The organism is Microbacterium enclense, assembly GCF_001456955.1.
GTDB lineage: Bacteria > Actinomycetota > Actinomycetes > Actinomycetales > Microbacteriaceae > Microbacterium > Microbacterium enclense.
In genome coordinates this window covers 296,669-313,862 of the sequence record NZ_KQ758470.1, presented here as the reverse complement: position 1 = coordinate 313,862, position 17,194 = coordinate 296,669, and the positions used below count along the sequence as shown (strand labels likewise).

The 17,194-nt window shown below is 70.2% G+C and carries 19 protein-coding genes; 3 read left to right on the top strand and 16 right to left on the bottom strand.

Features of this window, described 5'->3' with window-relative positions:
- Positions 1-43: 43 nt before the first annotated feature.
- The 8 genes from AS029_RS09355 to infC form a co-directional block, all read right to left on the bottom strand.
- A complete protein-coding gene (locus tag AS029_RS09355; protein WP_058232316.1) occupies positions 44-970 on the bottom strand; it encodes an amino acid ABC transporter permease in 927 nt (308 codons plus the stop codon).
- Complete coding sequence (locus AS029_RS09350) at positions 967-1,617, bottom strand: amino acid ABC transporter permease (protein ID WP_058232315.1); 651 nt, start codon at positions 1,615-1,617, stop codon at positions 967-969. Before AS029_RS09350 ends, AS029_RS09355 begins: the two co-directional genes overlap by 4 nt.
- A 76-nt stretch (positions 1,618-1,693) precedes the next feature.
- On the bottom strand, positions 1,694-2,614 hold the full coding sequence (locus AS029_RS09345; RefSeq protein ID WP_058232314.1) for a glutamate ABC transporter substrate-binding protein: 921 nt from the start codon (positions 2,612-2,614) through the stop codon (positions 1,694-1,696).
- 132 nt (positions 2,615-2,746) lie between these two features.
- Complete coding sequence (locus AS029_RS09340) at positions 2,747-3,508, bottom strand: amino acid ABC transporter ATP-binding protein (protein ID WP_058232313.1); 762 nt, start codon at positions 3,506-3,508, stop codon at positions 2,747-2,749.
- 76 nt (positions 3,509-3,584) lie between these two features.
- Positions 3,585-4,382 carry a TrmH family RNA methyltransferase gene (locus AS029_RS09335; protein ID WP_058232481.1) on the bottom strand — a complete coding sequence of 266 codons (798 nt, stop codon included), beginning with the start codon at positions 4,380-4,382 and terminating at the stop codon, positions 3,585-3,587.
- A gap of 179 nt (positions 4,383-4,561) precedes the next feature.
- A complete protein-coding gene (rplT, locus tag AS029_RS09330; protein ID WP_058232312.1) occupies positions 4,562-4,945 on the bottom strand; it encodes a 50S ribosomal protein L20 in 384 nt (127 codons plus the stop codon).
- Between the two features lie 29 nt (positions 4,946-4,974).
- Positions 4,975-5,169, bottom strand: coding sequence for a 50S ribosomal protein L35 (rpmI, locus tag AS029_RS09325; protein WP_058232311.1), 195 nt, complete (start codon positions 5,167-5,169; stop codon positions 4,975-4,977).
- Positions 5,170-5,216: 47 nt separating this feature from the next.
- On the bottom strand, positions 5,217-5,843 hold the full coding sequence (infC, locus tag AS029_RS09320; protein WP_074615899.1) for a translation initiation factor IF-3: 627 nt from the start codon (positions 5,841-5,843) through the stop codon (positions 5,217-5,219).
- Between the two features lie 245 nt (positions 5,844-6,088).
- On the opposite strand from infC, the gene AS029_RS09315 reads away from it, so the two are divergent.
- On the top strand, positions 6,089-6,514 hold the full coding sequence (locus tag AS029_RS09315) for a DUF1844 domain-containing protein (RefSeq protein ID WP_058232480.1): 426 nt from the start codon (positions 6,089-6,091) through the stop codon (positions 6,512-6,514).
- A 277-nt stretch (positions 6,515-6,791) separates the two neighbouring features.
- Here AS029_RS09315 and AS029_RS09310 read toward each other — a convergent pair whose 3' ends face one another.
- From AS029_RS09310 to AS029_RS09280, 7 genes are all read right to left on the bottom strand, one after another.
- Positions 6,792-8,066: a glycosyltransferase gene (locus AS029_RS09310; RefSeq protein ID WP_058232309.1), complete on the bottom strand. Its 1,275-nt coding sequence runs from the start codon at positions 8,064-8,066 to the stop codon at positions 6,792-6,794.
- A 74-nt stretch (positions 8,067-8,140) separates the two neighbouring features.
- Positions 8,141-8,986 carry an SseB family protein gene (locus AS029_RS09305; RefSeq protein WP_058232308.1) on the bottom strand — a complete coding sequence of 282 codons (846 nt, stop codon included), beginning with the start codon at positions 8,984-8,986 and terminating at the stop codon, positions 8,141-8,143.
- Positions 8,970-9,716: a bifunctional 1-(5-phosphoribosyl)-5-((5-phosphoribosylamino)methylideneamino)imidazole-4-carboxamide isomerase/phosphoribosylanthranilate isomerase PriA gene (gene priA, locus AS029_RS09300; RefSeq protein ID WP_058232307.1), complete on the bottom strand. Its 747-nt coding sequence runs from the start codon at positions 9,714-9,716 to the stop codon at positions 8,970-8,972. The genes AS029_RS09305 and priA overlap by 17 nt, the downstream gene beginning before the upstream one ends.
- 45 nt (positions 9,717-9,761) lie before the next feature.
- Complete coding sequence (gene hisH / locus AS029_RS09295) at positions 9,762-10,412, bottom strand: imidazole glycerol phosphate synthase subunit HisH (protein ID WP_058232306.1); 651 nt, start codon at positions 10,410-10,412, stop codon at positions 9,762-9,764.
- Positions 10,409-11,023: an imidazoleglycerol-phosphate dehydratase HisB gene (gene hisB, locus AS029_RS09290; RefSeq protein WP_058232305.1), complete on the bottom strand. Its 615-nt coding sequence runs from the start codon at positions 11,021-11,023 to the stop codon at positions 10,409-10,411. Before hisB ends, hisH begins: the two co-directional genes overlap by 4 nt.
- Complete coding sequence (locus AS029_RS09285; protein ID WP_058232304.1) at positions 11,020-12,105, bottom strand: histidinol-phosphate transaminase; 1,086 nt, start codon at positions 12,103-12,105, stop codon at positions 11,020-11,022. The genes hisB and AS029_RS09285 overlap by 4 nt, the downstream gene beginning before the upstream one ends.
- 94 nt (positions 12,106-12,199) lie before the next feature.
- Complete coding sequence (locus AS029_RS09280) at positions 12,200-12,550, bottom strand: LysM peptidoglycan-binding domain-containing protein (protein ID WP_058232303.1); 351 nt, start codon at positions 12,548-12,550, stop codon at positions 12,200-12,202.
- A 258-nt stretch (positions 12,551-12,808) separates the two neighbouring features.
- Here AS029_RS09280 and lexA point away from each other — a divergent pair, with 258 nt between their 5' ends.
- Positions 12,809-13,495: a transcriptional repressor LexA gene (gene lexA, locus AS029_RS09275; protein WP_058232302.1), complete on the top strand. Its 687-nt coding sequence runs from the start codon at positions 12,809-12,811 to the stop codon at positions 13,493-13,495.
- A gap of 115 nt (positions 13,496-13,610) precedes the next feature.
- Positions 13,611-15,503, top strand: a complete 1,893-nt coding sequence (locus AS029_RS09270) for a S9 family peptidase (RefSeq protein ID WP_058232301.1) — start codon at positions 13,611-13,613, stop codon at positions 15,501-15,503.
- A gap of 98 nt (positions 15,504-15,601) precedes the next feature.
- Here the strand turns inward: AS029_RS09270 and hflX are convergent, their stop codons facing one another.
- On the bottom strand, positions 15,602-17,119 hold the full coding sequence (gene hflX, locus AS029_RS09265; RefSeq protein ID WP_058232300.1) for a GTPase HflX: 1,518 nt from the start codon (positions 17,117-17,119) through the stop codon (positions 15,602-15,604).
- Between the last annotated feature and the right edge of the window lie 75 nt (positions 17,120-17,194).

Below are 17,194 nucleotides of genomic sequence, written 5' to 3'. Positions count from 1 at the left end.
TACCGACGGGCGGGGACACTCCCCCGCCCGTCGGAAGAGTGGCTCAGAACCCGGCCCCACCGCCGTTGGAGTCGAACTTGCCGACGCCTCGCTGCGCCGCGATCAGCTCGGTGTCGGTGCCGGTCTGCCCCGGAGGTTGCGCACCGGCCACGCGGGCCCCCTTCGGGGAGCGACGCAGACCGATCTCGACCCGGTGCGCCGTGTACGACAGCGCAAGACACATGGCGACGTAGATGACGCTGGCCACCATCGCCGCGGGGATCAACGGCGACCCGTACTCGCCGTTCGACCCGAGCAGGCGCGCGAAGTACAGCAACTCCGGGTACGTGATGATGAAGCCGAGCGCGGTGTCCTTCAGTGTCACGACGAGCTGGGCGATGATGACCGGCAGCATCGCGCGGATCGCCTGCGGGAGCAGGATCAGACGCAGGACTCCCGACTTGCGCAGCCCGACCGCGTAACCGGCCTCGCTCTGCCCGCGAGGCAGCGCTTCGACGCCGGCGCGGATGACCTCGGAAAGGACGGAGCCGTTGTACGCGATGAGAGCGATGACGACGGCCCAGTACGACGACATCTTGATGCCGATGACCGGGAGACCGTAGTACAGCAGCAGCATGAAGATGAGGACCGGGATGGCGCGGAGGATCTCGACCACCCACCCCACCGGCATCCGGACCCAGGCATGATCCGACAGACGTCCGATGGCGAGGACGAACCCGAGGACCAGGGCTCCGACGGCGGCGACGGCGAATGCGGCGAGGGTTGCGAGCGTCGCTTCGCCGAAGCGAACCCAGATGGCGGTGTAGGTGAAGACGTTCCACTTGGCGGCGGAGAACTGCCCGGTGTCGATGAACCGCCAGATGACGAAGCCGATGATGGCCGCCACGACGGCGAGGGTGAGGACGCCCAGGATGCGGTTGCGCAGCTGCGCCCGAGGACCGGGGACGTCGTAGAGGACCGAGGAGCTCATCGGGCGACCTTCCACTTCTTCTCGGCCGCGTTTTGCAGCGCTGCCAGCACCAGGACCAGAACCACGAACACCGCCATGACCAGCAGGATCGTGACGAGCTGGTTCTCGCCGTTCTCACTCATGGTGGCGCGGATGTTTCCCAGGTTGACCACCGAGAAGCCTGCGGCGACCGTGGTGTTCTTCAGGAGTGCGATGAAGACGCTCATCATCGGGGGGATGACGGAACGAGTCGCCTGAGGGAGGACGATGAGCGTCATGACCTGGCCGAACCCGAGGCCGAGCGCTCGCGCTGCTTCCGCCTGCCCGACAGGAACGGTGTTGATGCCGGAACGGATCGTCTCGGCGACGTAGGTCGCCGTGTAGATGCCCAGACCCACGACCGCCAGCTGCAGGAAGCTCCCGCGCGGCACGTCGACGAGCAAGGGCACGCAGAAGGCGAAGAAGAACAACACCAGCGTCAGCGGGGTGTTGCGGATCCAGTTGACATAGACCGCCCCCACGGCGCGCGCGATCGGAACCGGTGAAACCCGCATCGCGGCGACGATGAAGCCCAGCACGAGGGCGATGAGGCCACCGCCGAAGAAGAGCACGACCGTTCCCCACAACGCCTGCGCCCACAGGTCGGGGTAGTCGAAGATCTGATTCACCGCACGCTGTCCGTTCTCTGTCGTCGATTCTTCGGGTGGTGCGGGCGGCGCGCCGAGCGCCGCCCGCACCCGTGGCTCAGCTGACGGGGTCGACCGCCGGCTGCTCGCCGGAGACGCCCGAGGCGCCGAGGTTGGCCTCGAAGATGGCCTGCCAGGTGGAGCCGCCGTCGGTGAACATCGTGTTCACGAACTCCTGGAAAGCGGTGTCGCCCTTGGCCAGACCCACGCCGTAGCGCTCCTCGCTGAAGGGCTCGCCCGCGATCTTGAGGTTGTCGGGGTCCTGCGCCGCGTAGCCGAGGAGGATGGCCTCGTCGGTGGTGACGGCATCCACTTCGCCGTTCTTCAGCTTCTCGACGCACTGCGAGTAGGTGTCGAACTCGACGACCTGGGCGGGGGTCTGCTCGCGGATGCGCTGGATCGGCGTCGAACCGGTGACGGAGCACACGGTCGTCTCGGCGGTCAGCGAGTCCTTGCCGGTGATGGTGTCGTTGTCGGCGGCGACGAGCAGGCCCTGGCCGGTGAGGAAGTAGGGGCCGGCGAAGGCGATCTGCTCTTTGCGCTTGTCGGTGATCGAGTAGGTGCCGACGTAGTAGTCGATGTCGCCGTTGATGATGGCCTGCTCGCGGTTCGCGGAGGCGATCGCCTTGTACTCCACCTTCGACGAGTCGGCGGGGTCGAAGCCGAGCGACGCGGCGATCCAGCGCGCGACGTCGACGTCGAAGCCCTTGCGCTCGCCCGAGACCGGGTCGAGGTAGCCGAGACCGGGCTGGTCTTCCTTCACGCCGACGACGATCTTGCCGGCCGAGGTGATCTTGTCGAACGTGGGGCTGCCCTCGATCGTGACGTCGGAGGCCACCGCGCCGTAGACGGGCTCATCACCGGCGCCGCCGCCCGCGCCGGGCTCGGTCGAACCGGGGGTGCCGCTGTTGCAGGCCGTCAGGGCCAGCAGGCCGGCGGCGACGATGCTCGCGCCGGCGAGAAAACGTGTCTTACGCATGTGATGTCTCCTTGGTTACGTGTGCTGTGCGGATGGATGGGTCTGGGGGACGGCGCGGCGAAGCTCCCGCGGATGGGGACGCTCGCGCTTCGGCAAAGAACCTCCTCGTTCGTCGCCGTCATGGGGGTGCCGTCAGTGCGTGATGAGCTTCGACAGGAAGTCTTTGGCCCGGTCGGACTGCGGATTGGTGAAGAACTGCTCCGGAACCGCCTGCTCGACGATCTGCCCGTCGGCCATGAAGACGACGCGGTTCGCCGCCTTGCGGGCGAAGCCCATCTCGTGCGTGACGACGATCATGGTCATGCCGTCCTTGGCGAGACCGACCATCACGTCGAGCACCTCGTTGATCATCTCCGGGTCGAGGGCCGAGGTGGGCTCGTCGAACAGCATGACCTTCGGCTTCATCGCCAGGGCGCGGGCGATCGCCACGCGCTGCTGTTGCCCGCCGGAGAGCTGGGCGGGGAGCTTGTCGGCCTGGTGCCCGACGCCGACCCGGTCCAGAAGCGCACGCGCCTCTTTCTCGGCATCCGCCTTCTTCATCTTGCGGACCTTGATGGGGCCCAGCGTGACGTTCTCGAGGATCGTCAGGTGCGCGAAGAGGTTGAACGACTGGAAGACCATGCCCACGTCTGCGCGCAGCTCGGCCAGGCCCTTCCCCTCTTTGGGAAGCTCCTTGCCGTCGATGGTGATCGAACCGCTGGTGATCGTCTCGAGACGGTTGATGGTGCGGCACAGCGTCGACTTGCCGGACCCCGAGGGACCGATGACGACGACGACCTCGCCGCGGTCGACGGTGAGATCGATGTCTTTCAGAGCCTGGAACTGCCCGTAGTGCTTCTGGACGTCGGAGACGACGACCAGGGGCTCGGAGCTCGTCGGGGGAACGGATGCCATGACCACAACCCTATGAGGATGCCGAGCGACCGACCACCTTCCGGCGCGCGCCTTAACCGTTCTGTAACAGCGGCCGTCAGCGCGCGCGCTGCGCGAACGCCGTCTCGTAGAGGCAGACGCTCGCCGCGGTGGCCAGGTTGAGCGACTCGGCCCGGCCGTAGATCGGCAACCGCAGCGCCAGGTCGGCGCGCGCGAGCGCCTCGTCCTCGAGGCCGCGCGCCTCGTTGCCGAACAACCACGCGGTCGGCTCGGAGAGGAGCTCGCGGGATGCCAGGAAGTCTTCGCCCTGCACATCGGCGGCCACCACGCGCAGGCCCGTCTCGTGCATGCGCTCCACGACGTCGGCGAGCTCGAGGTCGACCACGACCGGCAGGTGGAACAGCGAGCCGGTGGTCGAGCGGACGACCTTCGGGTTGTACGGATCGACCGTCCGGCCGGTGAGGATCACGGCATCCGCACCCGCCGCGTCGGCCGCGCGGATGATGGTGCCGAGGTTGCCCGGATCGCGCACCTCCTCGCAGATCGCGACCAGACGCGGACCCGCCGCCAGCACGTCCTTCAGCGCGGTGGGCGACTGCCGCGCCACCGCGACGATGCCCTGCGGGGTGACCGTGTCGGCCATGGCATCCAGGACCGCCTCGGTCGTGTACTGCAGGTCGATGCCGGCGTTCTCCGCCGCGTCGCGCACGTCGGTGTGCTTCTCGAGAGCGGTCGGAGTGGCGTACACCTCGAGCACCGTCTCGGGGGCGAACGCGAGCGCCTCGCGCGCGGCCTGCGGCCCCTCGAGGAGGAACAGACCGGTCTCCTGACGGGCGGCGCGCTTGCTCAGCTTCGCCACGGCACGCACGCGGGGTGAACGAGGGTTCTCCAGCACGCTCTCAGTGTATGGCTCCGCCGGCATGCGCTTCGGATGCCGCGCGGAGGCGACGCGCGCCGGGGAGGAGGGATCGGCTGGACGCACCGCCTCCCCCGCGGAATGCGGAACGACGAAGGCGGGAAACGACGGAACGGGCGCCCTCCGAAGAGGACGCCCGTTCCGGGAGAAGACGCGACTTACGCGGACTTCGGAGCGTTGACGTCGCTGGGCAGCGCCGCCTTGGCGGTCTGCACGAGCGAGGCGAACACGGCGGGCTCGTTCACGGCGAGCTCGGCGAGCATGCGACGGTCGACCTGCACACCCGCGAGGCCGAGGCCCTGGATGAAGCGGTTGTACGTGAGGCCGTTCTGACGGGATGCCGCGTTGATGCGCTGGATCCACAGACGACGGAAGTCGCCCTTGCGCTTGCGACGGTCACGGTACGCGTAGACGAGCGAGTGGGTGACCTGCTCCTTGGCCTTGCGGTACAGGCGCGAACGCTGACCGCGGTAACCGGAGGCGCGCTCGAGGATGACGCGACGCTTCTTGTGGGCGTTTACTGCCCGCTTGACTCTAGCCATTTCTGTTTCTTCCTAACGTGCGTCGGCGCTCAGAGGCCGAGGAGCTTCTTGGCGACCTTCGAGTCACCGGCGGCCAGGACCTGCTCCTGGTTCAGGCGGCGGGTGCGCTTCGAGGCCTTGCCTTCGAGGTTGTGGCGCATGCCGGCCTGCTGCTTCATGAGCTTGCCGCTACCGGTGAGCTTGAAGCGCTTCTTGGCGCCCGAGTGGGTCTTCTGCTTCGGCATCTGTCTTCCTTCGTTGGTGTTCCCGCCGGAGCGGGAGTCTGGAGGCTTTACTCGGCGGGGGCCGAGGTGGGCGTTGCTTCCGGGGCCGAGTCGCCACGAGCGGCGCTGCGCGCAGCCTCGCGGTTCGCCGCGCGCTGCGCGTTCTGCTCGGTCTTGACCTCGGACTTGTTCTTGTGAGGAGCGACCACCATCACCATGTTGCGACCGTCGATCGTGGGGTTCGACTCGACGGTGCCGAACTCGGCGACGTCTTCCGCGAACTTGCGGAGCAGGCGCACACCCTGCTCGGGACGCGACTGCTCGCGACCGCGGAACAGGATCATGGCCTTCACCTTGTCGCCCGCCTGGAGGAAGCCCTCGGCGCGCTTGAGCTTGGTGATGTAGTCGTGAGCCTCGATCTTCAGGCGGAACCGCACCTCTTTGAGGACGGTGTTCGCCTGGTTACGACGCGTTTCCTTGGCCTTCTGAGCGGCCTCGTACTTGAACTTGCCGTAATCCATGATCTTGACCACGGGCGGCTTCGAGCTCGGCGCAACCTCGACCAGGTCGAGGTCCGCTTCCTGGGCCAGGCGCAGCGCAGCTTCGATGCGGACGATGCCGACCTGCTCGCCGTTGGGTCCGACGAGACGGACCTCCGGGACTCGGATGCGCTCGTTGGTGCGGGGATCGCTGATGCGGAACTCCTCTTGTGTGCGGGTGGTGGCCGCCGCGGTCCATCGGGACCGCGGGCGAAGAGGAGAGACACGCCACCCGGCACAGTGCTGTCAGCACCGGCTTCTGCACCCAGACGACACCGTGCGAAACGGAGCGGAGTGCGGGAACCCGGTAGCCTGGAGCGGCAAGCGCGGGTGGGATGTGATCCTCTTTCGTACGGAGCGGAAAGCTCCGAAGCCCGCAACAGTCTAACAGAGAGATGCACGTGGACACGATCCCCTCCGACCAGCCCGCCGACGACCGCTCCGCGCACCGCCACGGAGCCGAAGACGAGCGTCTCGCGCGCTGGGAAGAGCAGGAACGCGCGGCATCCTCCGCCACCCGCGACATCGCCGACGTCCCCGCCGTCGAGGTCATCACCACCGCCGCCGTGCACCTGATGAGCGCCGCGGCCGTCAAGACCGGCCTCGCCGACGACCCGGGGCAGCAACTCGACCTCGACGAGGCCCGCAAGCTCATCAACGCCCTCGCCGGCCTCATCACCGCCGGCGCCCCCGAGATCAGCGACATGCACGCGCGATCGCTGCGCGACGGACTGCGGTCGCTGCAGCTGGCGTTCCGTGAGGCGTCGACGATTCAGGACCCGATCGGGAAGGGGCCGGGAGAGAAATGGACGGGTCCCGTCACGTAGGTCGTTCGTTCTGGGGGTACCGGCTACGGGGTGCCCCTTGTCTGAGGTCGAGAACGGGGCCCCTTCCCCGATCGACCTCAGACAAGGGGCACCCCTTCGCCTGTGCCGCAGGACGACTCCTCCGTGACACCCGGAGGGTATGAAATGGGGAGCCCTCCCCCGGTGGCCTCCGACGAGGGGGACCCCTCACCTGTCCTGCGGGACGACTCGGGGCGGCGCGGCGGGCGCCTGACCGGATCGTTTGCAACGAGGCACGGCCGCGATCCGGTGCGAACGGTCAGCGGGGGCGGGTCGTCAGGAGGTGGTGGGCGATCTCGGCGAGGGCGTCGTGCCGGGCGGCGTCGGCGGCGAGGCGGTGGGCCGCCGAACGGTAGGACGGGTCAGAGAGGGTGGCATCCACCGCCTTGGCGATCGCGGCGGCGCCGGGGGTTCCGGAGCGCAGGTCGATACCGGCGCCCGTCCACGCGACGCGCGCGGCGACCTCGGGTTTGTCCTCGGTGTCGCCGGCCACCACCACCGGAATGCCCGCGGCCAGCGCCGCCTGCACGCCCCCGTAGCCGCCGTTCGTGACGAAGACGTCGGTGCGAGGCAGCAGCAGGTCGTACGGCAGGTAGCTCGCCGCGCGGGCGTTCGCCGGCAGCGGCCCGAGGTCATCGACCTCGCGGCCACCGGCGCTGACGACGACGGTGAGGTCGCGATCGGCGAGCGCCGCGAGCGTCGGACGCACGAGGCGGCCGAAGTCGTGGTTGTCGATCGTGCCCTGCGTGACATGGACGATCGGGCGCGTCGCGTCGAGATCGTCCCACCACGGCGGAAGCGGCGCACCGGAGCCCGCCTGCGGCAGGACGCCGACGAAGCGGGTGGTGGCTGCAAGGTCGGGGCGGGGGTACTCGAGGCTCGCCGGCCCCGTCTGCAAGAAGCGATCGAACTGCCCCGACAGGTCCATGACGAAACCGCGCGGCCCCGCTCCGCAGCGCGCCAGTGCGCGCACCGCCGCCCGCTGAGTGGGGCGGAAGACGAGTCGACGGGCGACGACGTTCAGCACCGCGTATCGCGTGCGATCGGCCGCGTTGCGGGCGGGGGGAAGCGCCATGCCGTACGGTCCCAGGTCGCGCGACGACTGCGACAACGGCGTGACCCCGAGCGCGAGGATCGGCGGGCGGTCGGCATCCCGCTCCAGGACGGGAAGGATGCCGCCGAACGCGCCGTCGACGAGGACGGCGTCGGGACGCAGGGAGTCGATCGCCTCCGACAGCGCCGCGTACTGGTCGGGGATGGGCTCGATGAAGATCGTGCGGATGTCGTACTGCGCCTGCTTCAGGCCCCGGTACTTCTCGCGCTCGGGCAGGTACAGGTCGGGGCGCCGGTCGTCGTAATCGGCCACTCCGCCGAGCGCTCGGAACTCCGCCCCGATGGATGCCACCCGCTCGCGGAAGCGGGTACCGGTCAGCACGGCGACCCGGTGCCCCGCGCGCACGAGGTGGGCGGCGACCTGCAGGATCGGGCCGACGTGCCCGTGGATCGGGTTCGAGGCGAGCAGAACGGTCACCATGGGCGGACCCTTTCCGTGGGATGGTCGCTCTCACGGTAGCGTCGGCGCGGTCGGCGCACGCGCCGCGGGCCGCGTCAGGCGGCGGTGCTGCGGTGCAGCTTCACCGTGAGCGAATCCACCAGCACCGCGATGCGGTCGTCGGCGGCCCAGCGGCGGGCGACGCGCGCCAGCACGGCATCCAATTCGTCCTGCTCGAGACCCGCCATCAGCTGCAGGTGCACGACGAGCTCGGGGCCGCGCAGACGACCCGTGGGGTCCCCCGACTCGACGGCCAGATCGAGCACGGCCAGCTCGCCGGAGATGCTCTCCTGCAGACCCGTGAAGATCGTCGGCGACGTGTGCGCCGGCTCCCACGGCTCGCCCTGCGCGATGGCCCAGACCGCGGGTCGACGGATGACGAACTCCGTCTCCGAGGCCGGGTCGATGACGATGAGATCGGTGTCCTCCGAGGCCGCGGCCAGGGCCGTACGTCGACCGTCTGCAGGAACCGGACGCGCCGTGGCATCCCACGTCTGCAACGCCGTGACGGAGGTGAACACCGGCAGCACTTTGCGGCCGTCAGGGGCGGCGACGGTGACGATCGACAGCTCCTGCGTCTTGTCGACCTCGAGCCCGTGCGCACCGATACCGTGGTCGCCCTTCTCGGCGACGAGCGGAATCAGCAGACGGGCCTCGCGATAGGCGTCGACGACGGCGCCCGCTCCGCCCTCGCCGGCGCGGAACGCCAGCAGAGCCGACAGCAGCGACGGATCGGCCGAGCCGTCGTCGCCCGCGTGCGGGTTGGCCTCGAAGCTGCGGCCCTCCCACGGGACACCGGCGGAGTCGGAACCGGCCGCGGAGGGACCGTGCGCGCCCTGGTCGTGCGAGCCGTCGCCGCGCGATCGACCGTGGTCGGGGGTGCCGTCAGTGTCCGGCGACATCCAGGGCCTCAGCGAGCGTGAACTGCCCCGCGTAGAGCGCCTTGCCCACGATCGCACCCTCGACGCCCAGGGGCACGAGGTCGCGCAGCGCCGCGATGTCGTCGAGGCTCGACACGCCGCCCGAGGCGACGATCGGCTTGGGGGTGCGCTGCGTCATCTCGCGCAGCAGCTCGATGTTGGGGCCGCGCAGCGTGCCGTCCTTGGTGACGTCGGTGACGACGTAGCGGCTGCAGCCGGCGTCTTCGAGACGCTCGAGGACGGTCCACAGGTCGCCGCCGTCGCGGGTCCAGCCGCGGGCCGCGAGGGTGGTGCCGCGCACGTCGAGACCGACGGCGATCGCCTCGCCGTAGCGGTTGATGACGTCGGCCGCCCACTCGGGGTTCTCGAGCGCGGCGGTGCCGAGGTTGATGCGGCTGGCGCCGCTCTCGAGGGCCGCTTCGAGCGTGCGGTCGTCGCGGATGCCGCCGGAGAGCTCGACCTGGACTCCCTTGACCTGCTTGATGACCTTGCGCATCACGTTCGCGTTGCTGCCGCGGCCGAAGGCGGCATCGAGGTCGACGAGGTGGATCCACTGCGCACCCTGGCGGGCGAAGTCCGCGGCGGCGTCGACGGGGTCGCCGTAGCTGGTCTCGGTACCGGCCTCACCCTGGGTCAGACGGACGGCCTTGCCGTCGGCGACGTCGACCGCGGGAAGCAGCACAAGTTCGGGCGTGGACGCGAAATCGTTCATGGCTCCTCGCACCCTCCGGCGCATCTCGCCGAGCCGGGCACGAGGTCACACAGTAGTCGTGCGCAGCCCGTCGATCCAATTGGCGAGCAGGCGGATGCCGGCTTCGCCCGACTTCTCGGGGTGGAACTGCGTGGCCGCCAGGGGCCCGTTCTCGACCGCCGCGATGAACGGGGCGCCGTAGGTGCACCACGTCACCGACGGCTGCGGGAAGGGCGGCGTGACCTCGAGCGACCACTCCTGTGCGCCGTAGGAGTGCACGAAGTAGAAGCGCTCGTCTTCGATGCCCTCGAACAGGCGGGAGCCCTCCCCGACGGTCACGGTGTTCCAGCCCATGTGGGGCAGCACCGGGGCCTGCAGCTCGGCGATCGTGCCCGGCCACTCCCCCAGGCCCGGGGTGTCGGCACCGCGCTCGATGCCGCGCTCGAACATGACCTGCATACCGACGCAGATGCCGAGCACCGGACGCCCTCCCGCGAGACGGCGGTCGATGATCTCGCCGCCACGACTGGCGTTCAGCGAGTCCATCACCGCCTGGAAGGCACCCACGCCCGGCACGAGCAGTCCGTCGGCGTCGAGCAGCAGCGAGCGGTCGGAGGTCAGGCGCGCATCGGCACCGGCCTCGACCAGCGCTTTGACGGCCGAGTGCACATTGCCGGACCCGTAGTCGAGGACCGCGACGACCGGTTTGGCGGTCACAGTGCGCCCTTGGTGCTGGGGATGCCGTCGACCAGAGGATCGAGCGCCTTGGCCTGACGGAAGGCACGCGCGAGGGCCTTGTACTCCGCCTCGGCGATGTGGTGGGGGTCGCGGCCCCCCAGCACGCGCACGTGCACGGTGAGTCCGGCGTGGATCGAGATGGCCTCGAATGAGTGGCGCACGAGCGATCCGGTGAAGTGCCCGCCGATGAGGTGGTGCTCGAAGCCCGCGGGCTCGCCGGTGTGCACGAGGTACGGACGCCCGCTGATGTCGACCACGGCCTGCGCCAGCGCCTCGTCGAGCGGGACGAGGGCGTCGCCGTAGCGCGCGATACCGGACTTGTCGCCGAGCGCCTGCCGGATGGCCTGGCCGAGCACGATCGAGGTGTCTTCCACCGTGTGGTGGGCGTCGATGTGCGTGTCGCCCGTCGCCCGCACCCGCAGGTCGGTCAGCGAGTGCTTCGCGAATGCGGTCAGCATGTGGTCGAAGAACGGCACCGTCGTCTCGATGTCGCTGGCACCGCGCCCGTCGAGGTCGAGCTCGAGCTGGATGTGCGACTCGCTCGTCTCGCGGGTGATCGAGGCGGTACGGGGCGAGGCGGGGCCGGTCATGACCGCGATCCTACCGAGGCCAGCGCGTCGAGGAACGCGGTGGTCTCGTCTTCGGTGCCGGCCGACACGCGCAGGTGGTTGGCGATGCCGACGTCGCGGATGAGAACCCCGCGGTCGTAGAGCGCCTTCCACGTCGCGGCGGGGTCGTCGACCCCTCCGAAGAGCACGAAGTTGGTCCACGACTCGTGCGCCGTGTAGCCGAGCGCCGAGACGGTCGCCGAGATGCGGTCGCGCTGGGCGACGATCTCGTCGACCATCGCGAGCATCGTGTCGGCGTGGCCGAGGGCGGCGGTCGCCGCGGCCTGCGTGAGAGCGCTCAAGTGGTAGGGCAGGCGCACCAGACGCAGAGCATCGACGAACGCCGGGTCGGCGGCGAGGTATCCGACGCGCGCGCCGGCGAACGCGAACGCCTTGCTCATGGTGCGCGAAACCACCAGACGCGGTCGTCCCGGCAGCAGCGTGACGGCCGACGGCTCGTCGCGGGGCGCGAACTCCTCGTAGGCCTCGTCGACGATCACCACGCCGTCGGTGGCGTCGTAGACGGCCTCGATGACGTCGAGCCGGAGCGGGGTGCCCGTGGGGTTGTTCGGCGCACAGAGGAAGACGATGTCGGGCCGGTGCGCGCGCACCTGCGCGGCCGCGGAGTCGGCGCTCAAGGCGAAGTCGTGCTCGCGCTCCCCCGCGATCCACCGCGCTCCGGTGGCGCGGGTGAGGATCGGGTACATCGAGTAGGTGGGGGCGAATCCCATCGCCGTGCGGCCGGGGCCGCCGAACGCCTGCAGGATGTGCTGCAGGACCTCGTTCGAGCCGTTCGCGGCCCAGATCTGCTCGACACCCAGGCCGTGGCCGAGGTACTGCGCGAACGCCTCGCGGAGGGTCGTGAACTCGCGGTCGGGGTAGCGGTTGACGTCGCGAAGCGCCCGGGCGACGGCATCCAGGATGTCGTCCGCCACGTCGGACGGAACGGGATGCGTGTTCTCGTTCACGTTGAGCGCGACGGGCAGCGGGGCCTGGGGCGCTCCGTACGGGGTCATGCCCCGCAGATCGTCGCGCAGAGGGAGGTCGTCGAGGCGTACGGTCACCCCACCCATCGTAGGTGGCCGTCGGGCGACGGACTCGCGAGGCACCGATCGGTGTCGGTCGCCGTGGGGGCCGTTCAGGCGCAGAACGGCGCGCTCAGCCGGCGGGTGCGTATTCGGTAGGGATCGCGATGCGCTGGCCGGCCGCCACCGAGCCGCCGGACAGAGCGTTGAGACGCGAGATCTTGGCGACGACGTCGCGCGGATCGGCCGCGGGCGCCAGCTCTTCGGCGATCGACCACAGCGTCTCACCGCTCATCACCGTGATCTCGGTGAAGGAACCGGCGGGCGCACCGGCGTCGTTGGACGCGAGAGCGGACCCTCCGCCGACGACGGCGAGGCCGAGCGCCACGACGATCGGCAGCGCGACGAGGAAGGCGACGACGCGGCGACCGCGCGCCGTGATGCGCAGACGGGTCGTGGGGGCGGTGATGGCGATGCTGCTCATGGTGTGCTCCTCAGTGGGGAGAGATTCGCACCCCGCCCTCGGCCGGGAGGGCGGTGGTGCGAACCTGTCTTCCGAATCTATCTTCGATACTGTGCGGGTGTCAACAGTCGACGCTCTCGGAGACGGATCGAACGCGACACGCGTGGAGCTCCGTGTCATTCGATGCGTCGACCGGATACGGTTTCGACACGGAGACCTCATCACCAACCTCCGACATTCGAATTTCCGCCGCCCTCCGCGGCGCGAGGGGAGCATCAGATGACCGACGCGACGACCGCCGGCCGCGACCGACCGCAGACGCGCCGGCGCAAGAGCCTCAGCGACAAACAGCTCGCGATCCTCGAGGTCATCCAGCGTTCGATCGCCCGTCACGGGTATCCGCCGAGCATGCGCGAGATCGGCGACGCCGTGGGCCTGAAGTCGCTGTCGAGCGTCACCCACCAGCTGAACCAGCTCGAGATCAGCGGCTATCTCCGGCGCGACCCCGGCAAGACCCGCGCCATGGAGGTGCTGATCGACCTCCCCGGCGCCGCCGCAGAGAACCCCGCCGACACCGCGCCCGCACTCGGCGACGCCGCCCTCGTGCCGCTGGTCGGCCGGATCGCCGCGGGTGTGCCCATCACCGCCGACCAGCAGGTGGAGGAGATCTTCCCCCTCCCCCGCCAGCTCGTGGGCAAGGGCGAGCTGTTCATGCTGAAGGTCTCGGGCGACTCGATGATCGACGCGGCCATCTGCGACGGCGACTGGGTGGTCGTGCGCTCGCAGGCGAATGCCGAGAACGGCGAGATCGTCGCGGCCATGCTCGACGGCGAGGCGACCGTGAAAACGTTCCGCCGCCGCGACGGCCACACCTGGCTGCTCCCGCGCAACAGTGCGTTCGAACCCATCCTCGGCGACGAGGCCGTCGTGCTGGGGCGCGTCGTGGCGGTGCTGCGCGCGGTGTGAGGCCACGTCGGCGACCGGTCGGCGATGTCGGCGCACCATGCGCTGCTCGCGATCGGTCGGCCGGCGCGCCCCGGGCTCCCGCGGCGATGTCGGACGCCCTCCCTAGGCTGGAGAGATGGCAGACACCCTCCCCTACGGCTCCTGGCCCTCGCCCATCACGCCCGAGTCGGTGGCGCAGTCCTCTCCGCGCATCGACGGAGCCCGACTCGTGGGCGACGAGGTCTGGTGGGGTGAGTCCGTGCCGGCCGAGGCGGGTCGCGTCGCCGTCAAGCGCCGTCTCGCCGACGGCTCGGTCGAGACCGTGCTCCCCGCTCCCGCCAATGCCCGCTCCGCCGTGCACGAGTACGGCGGAGGCGCATGGACCGCGTCCGACGAGGGCGAGCTGTTCTACGTCGAGAAGACCGACCAGCGGGTCTATGCGCTGCGCCCCGGCCGCGAGGCGCGCGCGCTGACGCCCGCTGACGACGCCGTGCGGCACGGAGGCCTCCGATTCGAACACGGCGTGCTCCTGGCCGTGCGCGAGACGCACGGAGACGCGCGCGTCCCGGCGCGGGCGATCGTGCGCATCGCGACCGACGGCCCCCAGGCGGTCGAGGTGCTCGCCGACGGGAGCGACTTCCTCGCGCAGCCCGCTCTCTCCCCCGACGGGACCCGCCTCGCGTGGGTCGCCTGGAACCACCCCGACATGCCGTGGGACACCACGACTCTGCGGGTCGCCCACCTGCCGACCGGGGAGGTCGTCGACATCGCGAGCGGTCGCGACCGCGCCCCCTTGCAGCCCGTCTGGGTCGCCGACGACGAGCTGCTGTACGCCGACGACCCCGATGGTCGCTGGAACCTCTTCCGCCGACCCCTGAGCGGCGACGCGCAGGCGCTCGCCCCCGCCGACGCCGACACCGGCGGCGGCCTCTGGGTTCTCGGAACGCGATGGTTCGGTGCCGCCGCCGACGGCCGTGTCGTCGCCGTCCGCACCGACGGCGGTGACGAGATCGTCGAGATCGCCCCCACCGGCGTGCGTGCGGTCGACGTCCCCGTTGTCGCGGGCGCCGCGGTCGACGACGTCCGAGGCGCCCGTGTCCTCGTGTCGGGATCCGACGCCGACGGCCGCGCGGGTCTGTGGATCGTCGACCTCGACTCCGGTGCGGTCGAGCTCGTCACCGGCGGCGCGGGCTCTTGGGGCGGCGAATGGATGCCGACGGCCCGCGCCCTGTCGGCCGACGGCCCTCACGGGCCGGTGCACGCCTTCGCGTATGCCCCCACGAACCCCGGCGTCACGCCGGCACCGGGCGAGCGTCCGCCGTACGTCGTGCTCGTCCACGGCGGGCCGACCTCGCACGTCGGGCCCGCACCGTCGGCGAAGACGGCCTTCTTCACCAGCCGCGGCATCGGCGTGCTCGACGTCAACTACGGCGGGTCCACCGGCTACGGCCGCGCGTATCGAGACCGTCTGAAAGGACAGTGGGGCGTCGTCGATGTCGATGACGTCGCCGCCGCGGCATCCGCCCTCGCCGGCGCCGGACTCGCCGACCCCGAGCGCCTCGCCATCGCGGGCGGCTCCGCGGGCGGGTGGACGGTGCTGGCCGCCGTGACCCGCACCGACGTGTTCTCGGCCGGCATCTCGAGGTACGGCGTCGGCGACGCCCGCGCGCTGGCCGAAGACACCCACGACTTCGAGGCCCGCTATCTCGACGGACTCATCGGGCCCCTCCCGGAGGCCGAGTCGGTGTACGTCGAGCGGTCCCCGCTCAGTCGTCCCGAACGGTTCCGCGTTCCCCTCCTGATCCTGCAGGGCTCCGAAGACCGCGTCGTTCCTCCGTCGCAGGCCGAGGCCATCCGCGAAGCCCTCGCGGCGCACGGAGTTCCCCACGCGTACGTGCTCTACGAGGGTGAGGGCCACGGCTTCCGCCGGGCCGAGACGGTGGTCGATTCGCTGCGACGCGAGCTGGGGTTCCTCGGGGCGGTGTTCGGCTTCGACACACCGGGGATCCCCGCATTGGAACTCGACTGAGACGGGCGGCCCCGACGCGGTGAGGGCGGAGTATGCGCCCCGGGAACGAGCAGGCCCCCGCGCCGAAGCGCGGGGGCCTGCGGGGGCGGGCACGGGGTTCAGGCGGCGTACGGCTCCAGCTCCGCCGCGAGGCGCGCACCGACGTGGGCGTGCAGGAACGTCCCGGTCTCGCGGTGCTCCTGCGCCACGATGAGCCCGCTCTCGTGGACGGCCGAGACGAGGTCGCCGCGGTCGTAGGGCACGACCGCCTGCACCTCGACGGCGGGCAGCGGCAGCGCTTCTTCGATGGCCGCGCGCAGTTCGTCGATGCCCTCGCCGGTGCGAGACGAGACGAACTTCGCCTTGGGCGCGAGTCCGCGCAGCACGAGCCGATCGTCTTCGCCGACCAGGTCGGCCTTGTTGAAGACGACGATCTCCTGTCCGAAGTTCGCGTCGACGTCGCCCATCACGTCGCGCACCGTCATGAGCTGCGCCGCCGGGTCGGGGTGCGAGGCGTCCACCACGTGCAGGATGACGTCGGCGTCGCCGACCTCCTCCAGCGTCGACCGGAACGCCTCCACGAGCTGATGCGGCAGGTTGCGCACGAAGCCCACCGTGTCGGTCAGCGTGTACACGCGTCCGTCGCTCGTCTCGGAACGGCGGACGGTGGCATCCAGGGTCGCGAACAGGGCGTTCTCGACCAGCACGCCCGCGCTGGTGAGGCGGTTGAGCAGGCTGGACTTGCCGGCGTTGGTGTAGCCGGCGATGGCGACCGACGGGATCGTGTGACGCTTGCGCTCGGCGCGCTTGGCCTCGCGGGCGGGGGCGAAGTCGCGCAGCTGCTTGCGCAGCAGGGCCATCTTGGTGCGGATGCGACGGCGATCGAGCTCGATCTTCGTCTCACCCGGTCCGCGCGAGCCCATGCCGGCGCCGCCGGCACCGACCTGGCCACCGGCCTGGCGCGACATCGAGTCACCCCATCCGCGCAGACGCGGGAGGAGGTACTCGAGCTGGGCCAATTCGACCTGCGCCTTTCCTTCGCGGCTCTTGGCGTGCTGGCTGAAGATATCGAGGATCACCGTCGTGCGGTCGATCACCTTCACCTTCACGACATCTTCGAGCGCGCGACGCTGGCTCGGCGCGAGTTCGGTGTCGGCGATGACGGTGTCGGCGCCGACCGCGGCGACGATGTCGCGCAACTCCGCCGCCTTGCCGCGACCGACGTACGTCGCCGGATCGGGGTGCGGACGCCGTTGCAGCACGCCGTCGAGCACGACGGCACCGGCCGTCTCGGCCAGCGCCGCGAGTTCGCGCAGCGAGTTCTCGGCATCCGTCTGCTCACCCTGCGGGTGCACGCCGACGAGCACGACGTTCTCGAGGCGCAGCTGGCGGTACTCGACCTCGGTGACGTCTTCGAGTTCGGTCGAGAGGCCGACGACGCGCCGCAGGGCCGCACGCTCTTCGCGATCCCACTGGTCGCCGTCGGCGTCGCCGCCGTACGCGGTCGTGGCGTCCTGGAGCGCTTGCGCTGCACCGAAGACCCGGACCCCGCGGTGCGCTTCGGCGCGCGACAGCACACGGTCCACCGGATCCACGGCGGACGCGTCGGTGCTCGGGGGTGTGGTCTGTTCGGTCATGTGTTCCTTCCGTTCGCGGGTGTTTCCGCGTGTTCTGGCACTTTATCCGTCCCGGCGCCCGGGGGGCCGGTCCGA

Bases quoted from the DNA above. Each gene is read 5' to 3' on its own strand.
- AS029_RS09340 (WP_058232313.1), bottom strand. From the start codon at position 3,508: ATGGCATCCGTTCCCCCGACGAGCTCCGAGCCCCTGGTCGTCGTCTCC.
- AS029_RS09280 (WP_058232303.1), bottom strand. From the start codon at position 12,550: ATGAGCAGCATCGCCATCACCGCCCCCACGACCCGTCTGCGCATCACG.
- AS029_RS09305 (WP_058232308.1), bottom strand. From the start codon at position 8,986: ATGTCGCCGGACACTGACGGCACCCCCGACCACGGTCGATCGCGCGGC.
- hisB (WP_058232305.1), bottom strand. From the start codon at position 11,023: ATGACCGGCCCCGCCTCGCCCCGTACCGCCTCGATCACCCGCGAGACG.
- rpmI (WP_058232311.1), bottom strand. From the start codon at position 5,169: ATGCCGAAGCAGAAGACCCACTCGGGCGCCAAGAAGCGCTTCAAGCTC.
- priA (WP_058232307.1), bottom strand. From the start codon at position 9,716: ATGAACGATTTCGCGTCCACGCCCGAACTTGTGCTGCTTCCCGCGGTC.
- AS029_RS09355 (WP_058232316.1), bottom strand. From the start codon at position 970: ATGAGCTCCTCGGTCCTCTACGACGTCCCCGGTCCTCGGGCGCAGCTG.
- lexA (WP_058232302.1), top strand. From the start codon at position 12,809: ATGACCGACGCGACGACCGCCGGCCGCGACCGACCGCAGACGCGCCGG.
- hflX (WP_058232300.1), bottom strand. From the start codon at position 17,119: ATGACCGAACAGACCACACCCCCGAGCACCGACGCGTCCGCCGTGGAT.
- rplT (WP_058232312.1), bottom strand. From the start codon at position 4,945: ATGGCTAGAGTCAAGCGGGCAGTAAACGCCCACAAGAAGCGTCGCGTC.
- AS029_RS09270 (WP_058232301.1), top strand. From the start codon at position 13,611: ATGGCAGACACCCTCCCCTACGGCTCCTGGCCCTCGCCCATCACGCCC.
- AS029_RS09345 (WP_058232314.1), bottom strand. From the start codon at position 2,614: ATGCGTAAGACACGTTTTCTCGCCGGCGCGAGCATCGTCGCCGCCGGC.
- AS029_RS09310 (WP_058232309.1), bottom strand. From the start codon at position 8,066: ATGGTGACCGTTCTGCTCGCCTCGAACCCGATCCACGGGCACGTCGGC.